The sequence below is a fragment of the Rugamonas sp. FW305-51 genome (genome assembly GCF_058786935.1).
The window spans coordinates 1-17,725 of sequence record NZ_JBYSZG010000020.1; the positions used below are offsets into that span (position 1 = coordinate 1).

The window sequence follows — 17,725 nt, forward strand, 5'->3', positions numbered from 1 at the left end:
CCCCTGCCGCCCCTGCCGCCGGCGCCGGCGCCCCGGCCAGCTGGGTCGCCACCGTGAACTGGAAGGTGGAACCGGCGCCCGGCACCGACTGCACGGTCAGCGTGCCGCCCATCAGCTGCACGAATTCGCGCGAGATGGTCAGGCCCAGGCCCGTACCTTCCTTGGCGCCGGGACCGTCGGCCTGGATGAAGGGCTCGAAGATGCGGGCCTGGTCCGCCTCGGCGATGCCGGGCCCGGTGTCGATGACGGCGAACGTCAGCTCGCAGCACTCGCCCCGCGCCACCCCGCGCGCGCGCAGCGTCACCTTGCCCCGGCTGGTGAACTTGACGGCGTTCGACATCAGGTTCAGCAGCACCTGGCGCAGCTTGGTACCGTCCACCCGGGCCGCCGTCGGCAGGCCGGCGCTGTCGAGCACCAGCGCCACCCCGCGCTGGCCGGCGCGCATGCTGACCATGTCCATCACTTCCTGCAGCATGTCCTGCGGGTTGAGCAGCTCGGTCTGCAGCACGGCCCGCCCGGCCTCGATCTTGGACAGTTCGAGGATGTCGTTGATCAGCGTGAGCAGGTGCTCGCCCGAGCGGTGGATGATGGCCAGGTTGCGTTTTTCCTCCGGCAGCATGTGCTTGGAGTCGGCCATCAGGCGCGAGAAGCCGATCACCGAGTGCAGCGGCGTGCGCAGCTCGTGGCTCATGTTGGCCAGGAAGGTGCTTTTGGCCTGGTTGGCCGCCTGCGCCTGCAGCACGGCCACCGACAGCGCCGCCGTGCGTTCGGCCACCAGCTCCTCGAGGTGGATGCGGTGGCGCCGCAGCTCCTGCTGGGCCACCTTGTGGGCCGTGATGTCGTAGTTGACGCCCACCATGCGGGCCGGCCGCCCTTCGGCGTCGCGGAACACCATGGCGTCGCCCTTGATGTGGTGCACGCTGGCGTCGGCCCACACGATGCGGAATTCGGCATCGAACTCGCCGCTGCCCTGCAAGGCCTGGTCCAGCAGCGCCTGCACCGGCAGCGCGTCGTCCGGATGGAGCATCCGGGTCCACTGCGCCATGGGCAGGCCGCCACGCCCCCCTTCCATGCCGTGCAGGCGGAACATCTGTTCGTCCCACACCACGTCGCCGGTGAGGATGTTCCAGTCCCAGATGCCGATGGCCGCCGCGCTGCTGGCGATCTGCAGCCGTTCCTCGGACGCGTGCATGGCCACGTAGCGGCTGTCGAGCAGGGTCACCATGTCGCGGATGGCCGCGTTCAGCGTATCGAGTTCGCCGAAGAACCAGTCGCTGGGCGGAATGGCGCCCGGGTTCATGCCGGCCTTGACGTTGACGGCGTAGCGTCCGATCGAACTTAAAGGCTTGAGGATCAAATGCCACAGCAGCAGGTACAGGCTGAACACGAGCGTGGCGTCGAGCACGATGATCATGCCGATGATGGTGATCAGGCGCTGGCGCAGTTGTTCCAGCATCAGGGCCGGCGTGGCATACACGCTGATGGTGCCGATGTTCTGGCCATTGGCCATGATGGGCCGCGTTGCCACCAGCTGTTCCGGCTGGGTCGGCAGCTTGGCGGCCGGCCGCAGCAGGCCGCCCGGTCCGCGCACCAGGATGTAAGGGTGGTTGCTGGCGACCGGAGTGACGGCGCTGGCATACAGGTCGCGGTTGCTCAAGCCGCTCTTCATGATGGTGAGGATCTGGTTCTCGTCGAAGTTCCAGGCCGGCAGGGAAACGGCCGCCGCCAGTTCGTCGGCGCTGGTGGCCACTGTCTGGTGCAGCTGCTCGTGGCGCTGCGCCTTCTCGGCCTGATAAAAGTACCAGGCAAAGGCCGTCAGGACCGCCGTCACCACGGCCGTCATCGCCACGCTGACAAACAGCGCGATCGACACGCGTCCCGTACGGCTGACCAACTTGCGCAACATCGTGAGCTCCCCGGGCTGTAAAAAGTGCAGGAAAAACATCCTGCCGCCTGCCGCATCATAGGGGCTAACGCCCGTCGCGTCCAACCATTTATTGCTTTGAAGGATGATTTTGGCCCGCTTCAGGGGGCCGTTTGCGGGCCGGCCAGGCACTCCCAGGCCATGGCCATGCTGAGGAACAGCTGCCCGTTGAGCTGCTCCAGCAGGTCGCTGCGGCGCAAGCGGTCCAGCACCGGCCCCTTGACCTCGGCCAGGTGCAAGCCTATGCCCTGGCGGCCCAGCATCTGGTTCAGTTCGGCCAGTGTGAACAGGGCCGTGGTGTCGATCGAACTGACGGCCGTCATCACCAGCACCAGGTGGCGCACGCCGGGACGGCCGCGCAGCTCATCCTCGATGCGGGTGGTGACCGCTTCCACGTTGCCGAAGAACAGATTGGCGTCGATGCGCAGCGCCAGCAGGCCGGGCCGGGTCTCGCCCGGATAGCGCTCGATATTGCGGAAATGCTCGGTGCCGGCGATCCGCCCCAGCACGGCGATGTGGGGCCGGCTGGCGCGCCAGATCAGCGTGCCCAGCGACAGCACCACGCCCAGCATGACGCCGGCCTGCACCCCCAGCGCCAGCACGCCGGCCGCCGTGGCCAGCCAGGCCAGCGCGTCGCTGCGGTCGTAGCGCCAGGCCGTGCGCAGCGACCCCAGTTCCAGCATGCCCAGCACGGCCACGATGATGGTGGCCGCCAGCGTGGGCAGCGGCAGCAGCGCCAGCCAGCCGGTGGGCGCCGCCAGCGCGCAGGCCAGCAGCGCGGCCGTGATCAGGCTGGCCAGGGGCGTGTGGGCCCCGGCCGCGAAATTGACGGCCGAACGCGACATGCTGCCCGTGACGGGCAGGCCGCCCGACAGGAAACTGGCCACGTTGGCCGCGCCCAGCCCGATCAGCTCATGGTTGCTGACCAGCTTTTCGTTGCGCCGCAGGGCCAGCGACTGGGCCGCCGACATGCTCATCAAGAACACCATGAAGCCGATCAGCATGCCCGGCTGCAGCAAGGGGCCCCAGTGGCCGCGCGAAGTGGCCAGGTTCAGCTGCGGCAGGCCGGCCGGCACGGCGCCCGTCAGGTGCACGCCCTGGGCCGGCAGGCTGGTGGTGGCCATCAGCGCCGTGGCGCCCAGCACCACCAGCATGGGCGCCAGCCGCGCGCCGATCTCGGCCGCCGCCGGGCGCAGCCCGCAGCAGCGCAGCAGCGGCGCCAGGTAGCGCCGCGCCAGCACCAGCGCCAGCAGCGAGGCCCCGCCCAGCGCGGCGCTGGGCAGGTGGGGCCGGCTCACGCTACCGCCCAGCAGCACGGCCAGCTGGTCGCCGGCGATCACCAGGGCCGAGCCCACGGTGAAGCCGGCCATGACGGGACGGGAAAAGAAATTGGCCAGGAAACCCATGCGCAGCGCCCCGCACAGCAGCAGCATCAGCATCAGGCCGGCCACCAGCGCCAGCTGGGCCGCCAGCACGCCGTACAGGCCGGAGCCGGCCGGCGCCATCGGCGCCAGCACGGCGCCCGTCATCAGCGACACGATGGCCATGGGCCCCACCGATTGCGTCATACTGCTGCCGAACAGCGCGTACAGCACGGGCGGCAGGATGCTGGCGTAGATGCCGGCCACCGGCGGCAAGCCGGCCACCAGCGCATAGGCCATGCCCTGCGGGATCATCATCATCGCCACCACCAGTCCGGCGCTGATATCGCCGGCCAGCAGCGCGCGCCGGTACTGCCTTAGCCATTGCAGCATGGTCGGTTCCTGTCGTTGCGTCGCCATCCCGCAGCCTACGGCATGCGGCGCGGGCCGTCCAGCCCGGCGGCGCGCGATGCATTCAGGCCAGCTGCAATTCCCAGTAGCCCACGTCGATCCACTGGCCGAACTTGCGGCCCACGCGCCGGAAGTGGGCGACCTTCTCGAAACCGAGGCGCTCGTGCAGCGCCACGCTGGCCGGGTTGGGCTGGGCGATGCCGCCCAACACCACCTGGATTTCCCTGGCCCGCAGCGCCTCGATCAGCGCGCCGTACAACTGGCTGCCGATGCCCCGGCCGCCGCAATCGGGCGCCACATATACGGACGACTCGACCGAATAGCGGTAGGCGCTGCGCACGCGCCACGGCGTGGCGTAGGCATAGCCGAGCACCTGGCCGTCCGTCTCGTAGACGTACCACGGAAACTGGGCACCGACGGTGGCGATGCGTTGCGCCATCTCGGGCACGGCCACCGGCTGTTCTTCAAACGAGATGGTGGTCGTGGCCACGTAATGGTTGTAAATCGCGGCGATGGCGGCCGCGTCGCTGCTGGTGGCGTGTCGTATCATGGGTAAGCCTGGTGCGGGCCGGCCTTACTGCATCGCCAGTTCCACGCAGTTGCGGCCGGCGCGCTTGGCGCGGTGCAGGGCCGCGTCGAGCCGGTCCAGCACGGAGATGGCGCCCTCGTCCAGCCCGACCTGGGCCACGGCCAGGCTGATGGTGACCATCTCGCAACCCGGCAACGGCGTCCCGGCGATGGTCTCGCGCAGCTTCTCGGCCAGTTTCAAGGCATCCACGGCGCAGGTGTGGGTGGCCACCACCATGAATTCCTCGCCCCGCATGCGGGCCAGCGTGTCGGACCCGCGCAGGCGCGTCTGCACCGTCTCGGCCACGATGCGCAGCGCCTGGTCGCCGATGGGATAGCCGTACAGGTCGTTGACGGAGCGGAAGTTGTCGATGTCAAAGGTAATCAGGGCCAGCGGCAAGGCGTAGCGGCGGGCGCGCCGCATCTCCGTCTCCAGGATATCCTCGCCGCGGCGGCGGTTGACGGCGCCCGTCAAGGCATCGACCGTGCTCATCTGCATCAACTGGCCGGCCAGCGCGTCGTTCTGGTGTTTCAGCTCGCTCATGCCCAGGCCGAAGCTGATGAACTGGGCCAGGCTGGCGAAGCAGGCGAACTGCTCGCGCGAGAACTGCAAGTAGCGGTCGAACATCAGGCAGACGGAACCGAGCACGGGGCCGCCCGCCTCGCTGCGCAGCGGCAGGGCCAGCACCATGCGCACCTCGCGGTCATGCAGGCTCAGGGCCAGCTCCGGGTCGCCCGCCTTTTCCGGCGCGTCGAGCAGCACCAGCTCGCCGTTGCTGACGGCCAGCAGCGGCGGGAAGACGTCGCTCAGCGGCGCCTGCAGCAGATGGTCGCGCCGTTCCAGCAGCCGGCCCAGGTCCAGGTGGTTGCGCGATTCCTGCGCCACCAGCTGCAAATCGCCGCGCTGCTTCATGTGCAGCAGCGCCGTATGGCGCACGCCGGGGAAGCTGCACAGCGCCAGGCAGACCTGCGAGGCCATGGTGGGAATGTCATCCACGCTGCCCAGCGCCCGCTGCAGGCTGCGCTGGATGGTCAGCAGGTCGCGCAATTCCTTTTCCTTGTCCAGCAAGGTTTGCTGGGCTGCCGCGACGGGGTTGGCGGACACCGCCATCGCCTGTTCCACGGCGACCTGTAACTCGTCTTGCAACATGGGCAGGATACGGTATTGCAGGGGGCCGCTGGCCATCAGCTCGGGAATCCAGGCGCTGCACACGTAAGGACACAGCACCAGCACGGGGGCGCCATTGCGGCTGCGGATCAGGGCGCCCATGCCGGCCATGTCGGCCAGGCTGGCAAAGCCGCTCAAATCGAGTACCAGCAGATCGACGCGTTGTCGTCCCACAGCAACGGTGGCCGCGTCAATGTTATCGACCAGCAACAAACGGGAAAATTGTTCGCCGCAACTAGCCTGAAATTCGGCGCGCCGCTCGCCGTTTGTGGTCAAAAACACGCCAACTATGTCTTTTCGGCTATCGATATCCGCCATAATATTCGCCCCCAGCTATTGTCGCTATTATTAGAATTGCTATCCTAACAGTGTGCCATAAAGTTCATAATTAGCAATATTATTTGTAACACAGACTCACAGTTTTTCATCCGTCATGTTAAACAGCGCACGGCCAACGGCCAGCGGCGCCGGCATCATGGGAGGCAACAAGGCCTTGCGGAGGACGCTACCATGGCACGTGCTTTGTGGAAAGGCGCGATCAGTTTCGGGCTGGTCCACATCCCGGTCGAACTCCATGCGGCCGCGCGCCGCGACGAACTGGACCTGACCATGCTCGACCGGCGCGACTTCGCGCCCGTGGGCTACCGCCGCTACAACAAGCGCAGCGGCGAGGAAGTCAGCTGGGACAACATCATCAAAGGCTATGAGTACGAGGACGGCGACTACGTCGTGCTGTCGGACGAGGATTTGCGGCGCGCCAACGTGGCCGCGACCCAGACGATAGAAATCCTGTGCTTCGTCGGCGCCGGCGAGATTCCCCCCACCTTTTACGAGCAGCCCTACTATCTGGCGCCGGTGCGCGGCGGCGCGCGGGTCTACACCCTGCTGCGCGAGACGCTGCGCAAGTCCGGCATGGTGGGCGTGGCGACGGTCGTGATCCGCACCCACCAGCACATGTGCGCCCTGCTCTGCCTGGACGACGCCATCGTCCTCAATACCCTGCGCTACGCGACCGAAGTGCTGGATGCGGGCGAGCTGGCGCTGCCGTCCGCCCATGCGGGCGAAATCAAGCCGAAGGAACTCGATATGGCGCTGGAACTGGTGGAAGGCATGGCCGCACCCTGGCGCCCGCAGCAATACCACGACACCTACCGCGACGACCTGATGGCCCTGGTCGACGAGAAGGTCAAGGCGGGCAAGACCCACACCATCACCCGGCCTTCGCACGCCGAGCGGGAACCGGGCGCGGACAATGTGATCGACCTGGTGGAACTGCTGCAGCGCAGCCTGCGCGGCAAGGATGGCGCGGCCCGCAAGAGTGGTAGCGCTGCCGGGACAGGTGACGGCAGCAAGACGGACAATGCGGCCAAGCCGGACAACGTCCGCAAGACGCACAGCGCGGCCGGCACGGGCAAGACCAGCAGGACGAGCGGCACGGCCGGGACGGCGGCCAAGGCCCGCAAGACGGGCGCCGCGGCCAAGACTGGCGGCAGCCACAAGGCGGAGCGCAGCCGCGGCGCCGGCACCGCACGCAAAGCGGGTGCTGCACGCTCGACGAGGGCTTGACGGTCCGCACCCGGCGCTTCAGGCCTTGCCGTTTTCTGCGCCCGCCCCTTCGTCGCATCCCAGCTGGCGCATGGGTCCGGTCAAGCTGCGTGCGCTGCGCGCGTAATCCTTCCACGGCGTGTTGCCCACGTCGAGCCGCTGGTCCACCGTTAGTACGGTCCAGTGATCGCCACCGCTCAGCCGGTCCAGCTCATCCCATGCCACCGGCACGGAAATGCCCAGCCCCGGCCGCGCGCGCGCCGACCAGGCGCACACGGTGGTGGCGCCGCGCCCGTTGCGCAGGTAATCGATGTAGATCCGGCCGACCCGGTTGCGTTCACCGCTCTTGTCCGCGAAGCGGTCCGGTATCAGGCGCGCCATATGCGCCACCACGGCCTGGGCAAACCCCTTCACGGCGTCCCAGCCGTGCTGCGGCTTGACCGGCACGACCAGGTGCAGGCCGCGCCCGCCACTGGTCTTGAGGAACGCCGGCAAGCCCAGTTCCTCGAGGAAGGCGCGCACCAGCACGGCCGCCTGCTGTACCTGCGCCCAGGCCACGCCTTTGCCCGGATCGAGGTCGAACACCACGCGGTTGGGCCGCTCGTAGGCGCGCGCCAGCGCGTTCTGGGTGTGGATTTCCACCACATTCCACTGCGCCACCGACAGCAACCCTGCCGTCCCCGCGATGGTCAGCATGGGCGGATGGTCCGGGTCCAGCGCCCGGTCCAGCTGATGCACGCCGGCCAGGCGGTTGCCGGCGTGCTTCTGGAAGAACAATTCGCCCTCCACCCCGTCCGGCGCGCGCAGCAGTGCCACCGGCCGTTCCCTCAGGTGGGTTTGCATCAGCGTCCCCACCTGGGCGTAGTAATGCACCAGTCCCAGCTTGGTCGTGCCGCTCTGGCGGTCGATGACGCGCTCGGGATGGGTCACGTGCAGCTGGGCCGGCAGCTTGCTCGTGACGGCGGGCGGATCGGGCGGCGCCATGCGCGCACCGGCGCTGGCCGCGCAGGGCGCCGCCCGGCGCGCCTGCTCGCGCCGCACGCCGCTGGCCGGCTTGTCCGCACGCAGCCCCTGGAACACGGCATGGCGCAGCGAACCGTCCCGTGTCCACTCGCCGAAACTGACCTCGGCCACCAGCGACGGCCGCAGCCAGTGCGGGTGACCGCCGATGCGCCCGTCGGCGTCGAACGGACAGCGGTCCGTGGCCAGCCGCTGCATGCGCGCGCTCAGGTCCTTCAACTCTGCCGTATTGAAACCCGTGCCCACGTTGCCCGCGTACTGCAGGCGCCCCGCCTCGTCGTACACGCCCAGCAGCAGCGAGCCGAACCCGCTGCGCGTCCCTTGGGGATCGGTATAGCCGCCCACGACGAACTCTTGCCGCCGGTCGCATTTGAGCTTGATCCAGTCGCGGGTACGGCGCGACACGTAGCCGGCGTCGGCCCGCTTGCCGATGATGCCCTCCAGCCCAAGATGGCAGGCGGCGGCCACCACTTGCCGCGGCGCCCCATCCAGCGCCTGGCTGAAGCGCACGCGCGGCGACGGCCCGCAGGCGTCCAATATGCGCTCGAGCAGCGCGCGCCGCCCGGCCAGCGTCACCTGGCGCAGGTCGTAGCCGCCACAGTAGGGCAAATCGAACAGGTAGTACACGATGTCGCCCGTATGCTTGCCGTCGAAAGCCGCCTGCAGCAGGCCGAAATCGGGCCGCCCTTGGGCATCGCAGACGACGATCTCGCCGTCATACCAGCCGGCCGGCAAGTGCATGTCGGACAGGGCATGCTGCAGGGGCGCCAGCTTGGCCGTCCAGTCCGCGCCGCTGCGCGTGTACAGGCGCAGGTCGTGCCCGTCCACCCTGGTCAGCAGACGGTAGCCGTCGAATTTCGTTTCCAGTATCCAATCGCCGGCCGTGGCGGCGGCGGGTGGCTCCTCGACCAGCGTGGCCAGTTGCGGCGCCAGGGCGGCCGGCAACGCCGATTTGCGCGCGCCGGCGGGCAAGCCGGCCGGCGTGGGGGAAGCGTCTGTGGCCGAATGGCGATCCGCGCCGGCGGCGGAGACAGGGGGCGAGGCGGCGGCGGCGCCTGTGCGCGTGCCTGTGCGTGTGCCGGTTCCGGTGGCTGCGGTTGTGGCCGAGGCGGCGTGGCGGGAGCGCTTGTCGCGCCGGACGGAGCTGGACTTGAGCACACTGTCGGGCTGCTCGTCAACGACGCTGAATTCGTCCTCGGGCCGGGCATAGTCATCCTTCTCCTTGATCAGCAGCCAGGCAGTCTGGCGCCCCTTGGGCTTCATCCGCACCAGCGCCCATTTCCCCTGCAGCTTATGGCCACGCAATTCAAAGCTGAGATGCCCCTTCGCATAACCGGCATGCGGATCGTCGAGCGGATGCCAGCTGCCCCGGTCCCACACGATGACCTCGCCCGCGCCGTACTCCCCTTCCGGTATCGTGCCCTCGAAGCCGCCGTAGGCCAGCGGGTGGTCCTCCACCTCGATCGCCATGCGCTTGACTTGCGGATCGTAGCTGGGGCCCTTGGGCACGGCCCAGCTCTTCAGCACGCCGTCGAGCTCAAGGCGGAAATCGTAATGGAGACGGCTGGCCCAGTGCTTCTGCACGACGAAGGACAATGCCTCCCCTGCCTCCCCGCCACCGGCCGGTTCCGGCGTGCGGGAAAAGTGGCGCTTCGACTTGTAGGTGTGGAGTGGATCCTGCATAAATGACAGGATAGCGCCCGCGCCGGGCAAGGATAGTTCGCCAACGCACATGCACCGCAAATTGTAAGCAATTGGACCGGCTTGTAAGCGGATGTAATTGTCGTCAACGCTGCCGGCCGGCAAGCCGTTTCTTGCTCACTGACACGGGAATTGTCCCGGCTGTATAAACCACCTGAAGGAATACATCATGACCAAGATTATCGCTACCCTGATCGCCGGCCTGTTCGCAACCGCAGCCTTCGCACAAGCGCCTGCCGCCAGCGCCACTACCGCCAGCACGCCCGCCGCCGTGAAAGCCGAAGCCAAGCCAGCCACGCCTGCCACCCCGGCCAAGCCAGCGGCCAGCGCCAGCGTCAAGGAATCGGCCAGCGCCAGTGCCAGCGCCAAGGCAGAGGAGAAGCCTGCCCCGGTGAAGACCCACAAGAAGGCCAAGAAGGCCAAGGCCCACAAGGAACCGGCCAAGACTGAAACCCCGGCCGCTGCATCGGCCCCCGCCGCTTCCAAGTAAGCCGCTGCCAAGGTAACAGGACAGGGCGCCCAACGGGCGCCCTTTTTTTGGTTCTTCACGGATTACCGGGAACTCCTTTGGGGGCTTGTCAGGTTTCGGCACTCCCGCCCTATGGTCTAATTCGGTCCAGTGCAATCCGCTTGCCGCTAATTCGGCCTGGAATTTCCAAGCGCCAGTCCAAAACCGTCCATGAAATATGGGCCCCGAGTCTAGTCGGGGCGCGTATTTTGATGAAAAAGTCTAAAGCGAACCAACTTCCGGTGCCGCTGTCCAATTTATAGACTCATCTAATTGGAGCGAATCATGACATACGAAGCCAAGCAAGCTGTCTACCTGCCCGTAGCGGATTTCCTGAACCTGGAATTCCATTTGATGGATACGCGCCCCGGCGTCAAACCCGATATCTTCGTGACCGAGCTCGTCAAACGCTGGCTGACAGGCGAAATGAAACGGCGCGCGCCACGTGAAAACGGAGGACTGACGCGCGGCTTTCAATGGAAGAATGTTTTTCTTCCCGACGGAACCTGCTTGAGAACCAGCTACCACCACACCACTGAATTTGCGAAGGTGATCGGCGACCGTATCCTGTCCGACGACGGCCTATCCTTGACGCCTTCGCTGTTTGCCAATCGCCATGCCCAAGGACGCAACGCATGGCGCTTCATCTGGCTACGTTTTCCTGGGGACGATTACTGGATCCGTGCCGCCAATTGCAGGGCGCGGTCTGAGGAAAGACTAAGCAGGCTATAAGTTACCTATGCCTCTCCACATAGGTCTAAGCCGAAGGGCAGAAAAGTCTAAACAACTCCCAGTGTTGCTTTGCGGAGGCGATTACGGTCTACAGAATTTTGCGCCCCGGAAATTCTGGACGCCATTAGCGGGGATTTGCATGGTTTCGACCGAATTAGACAGCTGGGACGAAAACGAAGACCGGTACCTCTAGCCCCGCGCAGTCTCCCGCTAATCCGTGAAGAACCTTTCTTTTGACACCCACTGTAAAAAATGGGGGACGCAACACCGTTTAGCACGGCGCGGCGTCCCCCATCGGGATGCGTGGCGGCGGATCAGGCCAGCTTGGCCGAGTGCTCGCGGGTGGCGTGGAACTTCAGCTTGGGCCAGCGTTCCTCGGTCAGGCGCAGGTTGACCGACGACGTGGCCAGGTAGGCCATGTTGCCGGCGGCGTCGTAGGCCACGTTGTGGCCGAGCGCCGCTTCAAAGTCGGCCAGCGCCTTCTTGTCGTCGCTCGATACCCAGCGCGCGCTGCTGATACTGGTGCCTTCGAACACGGCGTCGACGCCGTATTCGTTCATCAAGCGGCTGGCCACCACTTCGAACTGCAGCACGCCGACCGCGCCCAGCACCAGCTCGCCGCCCTGCACCGGCTTGAACACCTGCACCGCACCCTCCTCGCCCAGCTGCTGCAAGCCCTTGTGCAGCTGCTTGATCTTGAGCGGATTGCGGATGCGTACCGAACGGAAGAAGTCCGGCGCGAAGTAGGGAATGCCGGTGAAGGTCAGCATCTCGCCTTCGGAGAAGCTGTCGCCGATCTGCATGTTGCCGTGGTTGGGCAGGCCGATGATGTCGCCGGCGTAAGCCTCTTCCACCTGCTCGCGCGACGATGCCATGAACGTCACCACCGACGAGACCTTGATCTCGCGTCCCAGGCGCAGGTGCTTGACCTTCATGCCGCGCTCGAAGCGTCCCGAACACACGCGCAGGAAGGCGATGCGGTCGCGGTGGGCCGGGTCCATATTGGCCTGGATCTTGAACACGAAGCCGGTGAACGGCTGCTCGGCCGGTTCCACCACGCGCACGGTGGCGTCGCGCCCGCGCGGGGCCGGCGCCCAGTCCACCAGCGCCGACAGGATCTCGCGTACGCCGAAGTTGTTGATGGCCGAGCCGAAGAACACGGGCGTCTGCACGCCGGACAGGAATTCGTCCAGGTTGAACGGGTGCGAAGCGCCGTTGACCAGTTCCACTTCCATGCGCAGCTGGTCCATCTCGAGCGGGAACATCTCCTGCAGGCGCGGGTTGGCTATGCCCTTGATGACTTCGAAGGCGCCGTCGGCCTTTTCCTCGCCGGCCTTGAACAGCATGATCTCGTCGTTGATCAGGTGGTACACGCCGCGGAAGTTCTTGCCCATGCCGATAGGCCAGGTCACCGGCGCGCACTGGATCTTCAGTACCGATTCCAGCTCGTCCAGCAGCTCCAGCGGATCGCGCGTCTCGCGGTCCATCTTGTTCATGAAGGTGACGATGGGCGTGTTGCGCATGCGGCACACGTCGAGCAGCTTGATGGTCTGCGCTTCCACACCCTTGGCCGCGTCGATCACCATCAGCGCCGAGTCGACGGCCGTCAGCACGCGGTAGGTGTCTTCCGAGAAGTCCTGGTGGCCGGGGGTGTCGAGCAGGTTGATGACGTGGTCGCGGAATTCGAACTGCATCACCGAGGAGGCGACGGAAATGCCGCGCTGCTTCTCGATCTCCATCCAGTCCGAGGTGGCGTGGCGGCCGCTCTTGCGCGCCTTGACCGTGCCGGCCATCTGGATCGCGCCCGAGAACAGCAGCAGCTTTTCGGTCAGCGTGGTCTTACCGGCATCGGGGTGGGAAATGATGCCGAAGGTGCGCCGGCGCTGCACTTCGCGCGCGATCAGGGCGGGGTTTTTGGCGCTGGCCACGGGGGCTGCGTCGTCGATCAGATCTGGTGTTGTGTTTTCGGTATCGTTTGCCATATTGGTGACCATAATATGGCCCCGCAAAAAACCCTCGATTTTACCGGCACTTGGCCTGTTCGTGTGAACTGTTTATGGCTGCGGGGCGGCTGCGGGGCGCCCTTAGCTCCCCGCAGCCGCCCCGCATTGGCCCGCATTGCCCCTTGCACCGCCCTGCGCCGGCCGCTGGCGCCCTTATTCGCCCTTGACCCGGCGCCAGCCGACCCGGTGCGCCGCCGCCGACTTGAGCTCCTGCAGGGAACTGGTCTTGGTTTCGCCGGTGGCCATGGTGCTGATCATCTTCAGCCCGCCCGCCGGCAGGCGCACGATGATGAAGCCGACCACCGTCTCCTTGGCCGACAGCGTGGCGCCGGCCGGGCTGCCCGGGATCGCGTTGCCGGTGCAGACATCGACCTGGTAGGCATTGCTCGAGCCGCCCACCGAACACGATGACGACGACGATGGAATGTTGGTCACCACGTTGGCCACCCCGCTGACGATCTGCGGATCGAGGTTCATCCGTTCGCCGGGATTGAGGCTCCAGTCGAAGTACCAGCCGTTCTTCTGGGTCAGGTCGACCGGATTGCTGGTGATGGCGTAGGTGTTGGCATTGCTGCCCGAGCCCTGCAGGCTCAGTGTCTGCTGCACCATGGTGCTGCCGCGGATATTGCCGATGGTGCTGCCGCTGTCCTTGAGCAGGTACAGGCTCTGGGTGTCCGTGTTGGCAATGTCGGGCAAGTCCAGCAGCCGGCCCGTGCCGTACAGCACCACGCGCTGGGCGCTGGTGGTGGTCGTCGTCACGCCGCCGGTGGTGCTGGTGGTCTGCACTTCGCACAGCGTCACGTCGGGGCGGGTGGTGATGGGCTGGCTGCTGCCGGCGTCGCCCATCTTGAGTACCGTCACCGCGCCGGCGGGATCGGTCAGGTCGAAGCGCCACATCTGGCCCTGGTTGTCGCCGCCGTAGATATAGGTGGTGACGGGATCGGTGTTGGGATCGGTGCTGATCGAGGTGATACGGGCCAGGCCCGAGGGCGTGGTGGTGTCGCCGGCGCCGGTCGAGATCTTCCTGAGCACGGTACCGTTGCTGACGTCGACGATGTACAGATAACCGAGGCCGCTGCCGCCGGCCACGCCGTCCACGCCGGGCACATTGTTGTAGCCGGAGGTGAGGAACACCACCCACTTGCCCTGCCACACGCCAAACTGGGGATTGCCGAAGCTGAGTCCGAGGTCGGGGTCGCTGTGGCTGCACACGGCCGCGTCGGCGCACAGTTCCCACATGGCCTTGGGCGCGTCCGGCGCCGTCACGTCGAGCGCGTAGAAGCCGCGCCCGCCCCCGTTCAGGCCGGCCACCAGCACCGTCTTCCAGGCGCCGCCCGTGTAGACGTCGGCCACTTCAGGCGAACCGTCGGCCGTGTACTGGTGGTTGGTGCCGTAGGTGGTGCTGGCCAGCGCGTACAGCTTCTTCATCGTGATGCGCGGCACATAGGCCCAGCGCTCGTTGCCGTTGGCGGCGTCGAAGGCGTGCAGCATGCCGTCGTTGGCGGCCGTGTAGACGGTGGCGGCGCGGCCGGCGTTGTGGTCCTTGAAGGTGGCGTAGTCGTCGCCCGTGAAGCTCTTGCGTGGATCGCGCACATAGGCCGGCTTGGACGAGGCGATATCGCCCAGCACGATGGGCACCGGCCCGCTGGCGCCGGCCGGGACGTTGCTGGTCATGGTGTAGGCCCGGAAGTGGGTGTCGTCGGCGTACTGCTGCTGGCCGCGCAGGTAGTTGACCAGGTTGACGCCGCTGTTGACGATGCTGCGGTCGGCCGCCGCCAGCAGCGTGCACTGGGCCAGCGCGGTGCACTTGTTGTCGAACCACGCCAGCTGGGTCGCCGACATGTTGCTGCCATACTGGAACGGCACCAGGCTGGTATTGGACTGGTCCAGCATCAGGATGTTGCGGCTGTCGGCGCTGGGGCCCACCTTCTGGCCCACCGTATCGGAACTGATCCAGGTGACGGCGGTGCCGACGTTGCCGGTGGTCGGATCGATCTTCTTGTCCGACAGCTCGCCGTACCATTTGACGGTGGTGAAGGTGTCCGAGAAGATGTCGTTGTCCTGCAGCGAGATGTTGGGGGTGGAGGTAGCCGCGGCGGCGGCGGCGCCCACCCGCACCTGCATGTTGGCCAGCGCCTCGCTCAGGCCCTGCACCACTTCCTTCGGTTCGGACGCGCTGAAATACTTGCCGTGGCCGTTGATGGCCGCGTGCCACAGGTCGTCCACCCGCTCCTGCACGGTGCTGGCGGTATTGCTCACGTCGGGATTGGGCCACACGTAGGCGCCGCCGCCATTCCAGGGGCAGCCGGCGCTGGCGCGGGTGATCAGGTTGTAGAAGTCGCCGCCCGCCTTGGGCGCCGTGTCGTAGTCCGGCTCGTACGTCATCACCCCGTCCACGCCCAGTCCGAGCGTGTAGGTATTCATGTGCAGGTGAGTATTCTCGCCGGCCGGCGCCGGCACCGTGCCCGGCTTGCTCATGTCCGGCTCCAGCGACGGGCGCAGCGACACGGTGCCCGTGCTCGAGCCGCCGTTATACCAGTGCAGCGAGACGTCGGAAATCGACGGCTGCGCCTGGCTGCGGGTATCGACGCAGCCGCGCGCATAGGTGCAGAAGCGGCTGGGATTTTCCACGTTGTCGTTGTTGCTCACATTGGCGGTGGAACTGCCGTTCCAGTAGCCGTCCGTGGTCAGTATCATGAAGTTCTGCTGGCAGGGATACTGCACCACTTCGTGACCGGCCGCGTAGTCATAGGGCGACAGGTTGGCGAACATGCGGCCCACATTGTCCATCGCGGTGCGGATCGGGGTCGAGCCGGTGGTGGTGGTGTTGTACAGCGTGGTGTACCAGCTGGAACGCGACGTGCCGGTGAAGTCGGCCGGCACCATGTCGATGGTGCCGCCGGCGCCGGCCACCGACAGCCGGACATAACCCACCTTGTAATTGGCCGTGATGGCGGAGAACGCGATGCCGACCGAGGTCTTCATCATTTGCAGGCGGGTCTTGTAGTACACATACCAGTTGGCGAAGTTGGTCATTTCCTCGTCGTAGGTGCACAGGCCGAGGCTGCTCACGCAATCGGAGCGGTCCGGCCCCTTGGCGTAGGTCTGGCCGGACACCAGGTTGACGCGGTTGAAGGTGCTGGGCGCGCTCGCGCCGGCCGACAGCGCCGCCGTCGTGGTGGGGATGGCGTCCGGCGCGCTGCTGGCCGCGGTGGCGACGAACGACACGCCGCTGGGGGCGCCGGCGCCCGCGGTGGCGCCGTTGGTGGTGGCTGCCGTGTTGACCAGGCACAGGGTATCGGCCGTCGCCGCGCCGCAGATGGCGGTCACGCTGTTGCCGCCGATGTAGGCGCGCACGGTGCCCGTGGTGCCGATGGCGGCCTGCATCTTGGCCACGGTATTGACGGCCGATACGTTGTTGCCGATCACCACATTGGTGGCCAGGGCCGCCCCGCCCAGCGTGATGCTGGTCACCGTGGGCGTGCCTGTGCCGGAGGTGGTGCCGCTCGCCTTGAGCAAGGCCGTCGGCGGCACCCCGGCCGCGACCGGGGTGGGGATGACCGCCGGCGCGGTGACGGTGATGCCCCAGCCGGCGCGGGAATTGTCCGTCACCGGTACGCAGTTGCTGAGCGTCTTGGTGCTGCCCGAGCATGTCACCGGCACCACGGCCACCACGTTGTCGGCCGTCAGCGTAATGTTGAAGGCGCTGGCGCAGGCCGGCACGGCCGGACTGGTGCTGGCCGTCTTGACGCAAGCATAGTACTGGTTGGCCAGGCCCGTCTTGGCGATGATGCTGGCCGCCAGCGACACGGCCAGCGCCTGCTGCCTGGCTGGTGTATTGGTGCCGGCGGCGGCCGTCACGGCGCCGTTGGTGATGGTGCGCGCCGTCGTCGGATCCGGGATGGTGACGGCGCTGATGGTCATCGGCGCCGCCGACTGCGAGGCGCCGATGGCGATGGTGCCGTAGGCGTTGACGGAACTGTTGGCGACCGAGTAGTTGGGATAGATGAAGGCCCCCACCCGCTTGCCTTGGCAGCTGGTGAGGGCGGTGCTGTTGCACCAGCGCACCTTCACCGCCACCGGATAGCCGGCCGGCGCCGCCGCCCCCACCGAGGTGGAGGTGCAGCTGGTCATATTGGCGTCGGTGCAGTATTGCGCCACGCCGATGGTGTAATAATACGGGCCCGTGTTGACGGCCTGGGCGCTCGTGTAGGTGTTGTCCGGATAGGTGTAGCTGGCCGTATTGCTACGGCACACGCTGGTGTTATTGGGGTCGCACCACTTGAGGTCGGGGAAGCCGCTGACCAGGTTGATGGCGCTCGAATTGTTGCCATACAAATCGGTCTTGTGGGCATTGAAGCCGTCGCCGCTGACCACGGTCCAGTTGCTGGTATTGGCCGCCGTCTGCTCCGGATAATAGCTGCCGTCGGCCCGGATCGGCGGCTGGTAGCGGATCTTGGGGTTGTAGTACTGCTTGTTGAAGTCCGGGCTCATGAACGGCGGATGGCCCACGTTGCAGGCCGTCACGCCGGACGACAGCTTGGCTTTGGAACGGCACAGGTTGTCGTTCACATAGTCGGGCGTGTAAGCCTGGTCCATCGAGCCGGAATTGTCGAACAACAGCATCAGATTGGGTTTGACGGTGCCCGTGCCCGTCATGTTCAGCAACGGCACCTGGGCGATCTGGGTCTGTCCGGCCAGCACGGCGAACGGGGCCAGCAGGCAGGCGCCGAAGGCGGCCTGGCGCAGAATGGCGGAGAGCGAAGGTTTCATGGTCATTCCAAT

General features: G+C 66.5%; 10 protein-coding genes. 3 read left to right on the top strand and 7 right to left on the bottom strand.

Annotated features, from left to right (window positions below; translation table 11 throughout):
• The 4 genes from AC3WOS_RS15130 to AC3WOS_RS15145 all read right to left on the bottom strand — a co-directional run.
• Positions 1-1,906, bottom strand: a 1,906-nt coding sequence (locus tag AC3WOS_RS15130) for a sensor histidine kinase (RefSeq protein WP_492716845.1), incomplete at its 3' end; no start/stop codon positions are given.
• Positions 1,907-2,025: 119 nt separating this feature from the next.
• Complete coding sequence (locus tag AC3WOS_RS15135; protein WP_492716934.1) at positions 2,026-3,678, bottom strand: SulP family inorganic anion transporter; 1,653 nt, start codon at positions 3,676-3,678, stop codon at positions 2,026-2,028.
• Positions 3,679-3,760: 82 nt separating this feature from the next.
• The gene (locus AC3WOS_RS15140; protein WP_492716846.1) at positions 3,761-4,246 is read right to left on the bottom strand and encodes an arsinothricin resistance N-acetyltransferase ArsN1 family B; all 486 of its coding nucleotides are present in this window, start codon (positions 4,244-4,246) and stop codon (positions 3,761-3,763) included.
• A gap of 24 nt (positions 4,247-4,270) precedes the next feature.
• Complete coding sequence (locus AC3WOS_RS15145; RefSeq protein ID WP_492716847.1) at positions 4,271-5,713, bottom strand: GGDEF domain-containing protein; 1,443 nt, start codon at positions 5,711-5,713, stop codon at positions 4,271-4,273.
• A gap of 228 nt (positions 5,714-5,941) precedes the next feature.
• Here AC3WOS_RS15145 and ku point away from each other — a divergent pair, with 228 nt between their 5' ends.
• A complete protein-coding gene (ku, locus tag AC3WOS_RS15150) occupies positions 5,942-6,997 on the top strand; it encodes a non-homologous end joining protein Ku (protein WP_492716848.1) in 1,056 nt (351 codons plus the stop codon).
• A gap of 18 nt (positions 6,998-7,015) precedes the next feature.
• On the opposite strand, the gene ligD is transcribed toward ku, so the two are convergent.
• A complete protein-coding gene (gene ligD, locus AC3WOS_RS15155; RefSeq protein ID WP_492716849.1) occupies positions 7,016-9,679 on the bottom strand; it encodes a DNA ligase D in 2,664 nt (887 codons plus the stop codon).
• A gap of 187 nt (positions 9,680-9,866) precedes the next feature.
• On the opposite strand from ligD, the gene AC3WOS_RS15160 reads away from it, so the two are divergent.
• On the top strand, positions 9,867-10,187 hold the full coding sequence (locus AC3WOS_RS15160) for a hypothetical protein (RefSeq protein WP_492716850.1): 321 nt from the start codon (positions 9,867-9,869) through the stop codon (positions 10,185-10,187).
• A gap of 303 nt (positions 10,188-10,490) precedes the next feature.
• Positions 10,491-10,937 (top strand): hypothetical protein, encoded by a 447-nt coding sequence (locus AC3WOS_RS15165; protein ID WP_492716851.1) that lies wholly within the window; start codon positions 10,491-10,493, stop codon positions 10,935-10,937.
• A 314-nt stretch (positions 10,938-11,251) separates the two neighbouring features.
• Here the strand turns inward: AC3WOS_RS15165 and AC3WOS_RS15170 are convergent, their stop codons facing one another.
• Positions 11,252-12,919 (bottom strand): peptide chain release factor 3, encoded by a 1,668-nt coding sequence (locus AC3WOS_RS15170; RefSeq protein WP_492716852.1) that lies wholly within the window; start codon positions 12,917-12,919, stop codon positions 11,252-11,254.
• A gap of 174 nt (positions 12,920-13,093) precedes the next feature.
• The gene (locus AC3WOS_RS15175; protein ID WP_492716853.1) at positions 13,094-17,713 is read right to left on the bottom strand and encodes a pilus assembly protein; all 4,620 of its coding nucleotides are present in this window, start codon (positions 17,711-17,713) and stop codon (positions 13,094-13,096) included.
• Positions 17,714-17,725: the final 12 nt, after the last annotated feature.